The organism is Planctomycetota bacterium, from assembly GCA_016235865.1.
Lineage (GTDB): Bacteria > Planctomycetota > MHYJ01 > JACQXL01 > JACQXL01 > JACRIK01.
In genome coordinates, this window is record JACRIK010000015.1 from 1 (window position 1) to 2,920 (window position 2,920).

Sequence of the window (2,920 nt, forward strand, 5' to 3'; positions counted from 1 at the left end):
AGCACAATACAACTGATAGCTACAGACGCTGGCAGTGGAGTAAAAGAGCTGACCTACAAGGTGGATAGTGGCGCATACGTTGTTGTGCCTTCTACCAGTACTTTACCACTTTACCACTCTATCACTTTACCACTGTTAACCGAAGGCCGGCACACTATTTACTACTCAGCCACTGATCAGCTGGGCAATGGGGAGGAGATCAAACAAGCCATGTTGGTGCTGGATGTAAGCGCGCCGGAAAGTCAGATAGCAGTTAACAGCGCGCAGGTCACAGTGAATGAAGAGAAATACCTGGTCTCGCTGGCGAGTTTTACCATCACCGCGCAAGACACCGGCTCAGGCGTCAAGGAAATTCAATATATGTTTGATGACCAGCCCTGGCAAGTGTCTATCTCGACCAGTACTACTTTACCACTTTACCACTCTACCACTCTATCACTTGCTTTACCCGACGGTCTCCACGCTCTCAAATACTATGCCCTGGACAATCTTGGCGGCGCTGAAGAAACCAAGACGTTTGCTTTCAAGACCGATGCGACCAAACCGGTGAGCGAGTTGATAGTTGCTGGTTTATCGTTGATAGTTGAAGGAAAAACTTTCATTACCGGCGATAGCCTGGTAATAACCGCTGCTGATCCGGTAGTAAACGAGGTATCTTCAGGGATAAAAGAGATAAACTATCGCGTAAACAGCGCTGCCTGGACAGTATATGCTTCGAGCTTTACGATCACTGGAGACGGGGAGACTAAGGTTGAATACTACTCCCAGGACCAGCTAGGCAACACAGAAGACATCCAGGCCGAGACCTTCTGGATAGACAACGTGCCGCCGGAGACGGAAATACACGTTGCTGGTTCATGGTTCGTAGTTGATGGGAAAAGCTATATCAATGACCAGACAAAAATAAACCTAACGACTACCGACGCCGGCAGCGGCATAAAAGAGCTGACCTACAAGGTAGACAGTGGCGCATATATAATTGTGCCATCTACCAGTACGTTACCACTGTATCACTCTACCACTCTACCACTGTTAACCGAAGGCCGGCACACTATTTACTACTCAGCCACTGATAAGTTAGGCAACACCGAGTTGGAGAAGAACTACGTTCTGTACGTAGACACGACTGCTCCGGCAACCAGCTTTAAAATCACCGATACCAGCTATGAAGTAACTGAAGGGACAATTACCTATGTGAACAGCAAGATCCCATTCCTGATCTCGGCCCTTGATCCTCTATCCCAGGGAGTCTCGTCTGGCCTGAAGCACATCAAGACTAAATTAGATGCTAATGATTATGCAACCATTCTGTCCAGCAGTTGCTATATAGCAACCAATTCCCCCGATGGATTGCATACGATCATCTATTATGCCCTGGATAACGTAGGAAACAGTGAACCAGCCAGTACCTACGCCGCCATCTTTGACAGTACCAAGCCGCAAGTGAAAGAAACCTGGCCAGCCAATAAGGCCAAAGTAAAAGCCAAAAAAGCTGTGCCCATAAAGATAACTTTTAGCGAACCAGTCAAAAGCGCTGACTGGGCTAATGATATAGCGCTGAAGGAAAGTGGTAAAGTGGTAGAGTGGTACAGTGGTAAAGAGGGACCGGGGAATAGCAAAAAAGACTTCACGATCACGTATGATTCGGCGACAGATACGCTCAGTATTGATGGCCAGCTCAAGAATAATCGGGAATACGAGGTGACCCTCAAGAACACTATTTCCGACCGGGTCAGGAATTATTTAGATACCTGCTGGTTCAGCTTCCGCACGATGATGTCTGCTAAGGAAGGCGGGACCATCACTGATGCCGCTACAGGATTAACCCTGATCATCCCGCCCAATGCTTTACCCTGCGACGGTTACTTTGAGTTGGCCCTGTTAGATCAGACTAGTCCGCCGAAACTGCCCAAACCCTTGAAATGGTTGTTTGACGGTCGGAAGGCGTACCAGATCATCTTCTATGATGAGAATGGCGCTATTGTACAGCAGCAGGTCACGCGAGCCTTCAAAGTGATAGTGGTACTGAAACAGCAATGGATTGCCCTGGCCCTGGAGAGCGACCCTGTTGAATACAAAAATATCAAGGTCTATCAGACTGGCAGTGTAACTGACAAAGGCGCTCCTGGCGTATGGAGGGCTGATAGCCAAAGCGAAAATACCGGGGAAAAGAGCCAGTTTGCGCCAAGATTGCTCTCACCGCAAAGCTACAATGAACAAGAACAGGAACTAACTGTAGATTTGGATGGCTTTGGTATCTTTGCGCTGGCAGGCTTCAATGCCCCCGGCGCTTCCCTGGATGACTTAAGCTGCTATCCGAACCCGTTTAATCCAAACAAACAGCAAATCACGGTTCAATATTACTTAGAAAATGATAGTGATGTAGCTATCGCTATCTATGATTTATTAGGCAACCTGGTCAAGACCTGGGAAATACCCGCAGGCGAGCAAAACGCCCGCGCCGGACTCAACCAGCTCGCCTGGAACGGCCGCAACGGCCCGGATGATATCGTCGCCAACGGTGGGTATATTGTGTTTGTTCACTCTGACGGCCAGAAGAAGAAGTTCAAGATTCTGGTGGTGAAGTGATAGAGTGATAGAGTGGGAGAGTGGTAAGTGGGAGAGTGGGGAAAATATTGATTGAATTAGCTACTGATGTTGGCCGGATGCTTAATGGATTGAGATCACTTAGGGAGAGAAGAGGTAAAGTTGTATGAAGAAGTATTATTTGATACTATTTCTATTAGTTTACCACTTTACCACTCTACCACTGTATTCACTGGATCTCGGCTTTGCCAGGGAAGACGGCGGCCGGCCGGGAGCGTTCTTATCCTACAGCGCTGGCGCCCGTTCTCTGGCTATGGGCAAGACCTTCGTAGGTATTGCTGATGACGCCAGCGCCACCTACTGGAATCCGGCT

Annotated in this window: 2 protein-coding genes; both read left to right on the plus strand. The window is 48.4% G+C overall.

Features of this window, described 5'->3' with window-relative positions:
- The coding region (locus tag HZA49_05010) for an Ig-like domain-containing protein (GenBank protein ID MBI5778795.1) at positions 1-2,589 on the plus strand (2,589 nt) is incomplete at its 5' end.
- A gap of 124 nt (positions 2,590-2,713) precedes the next feature.
- A partial coding sequence (locus HZA49_05015) for a hypothetical protein (GenBank protein MBI5778796.1) occupies positions 2,714-2,920 on the plus strand: 207 nt, incomplete at its 3' end.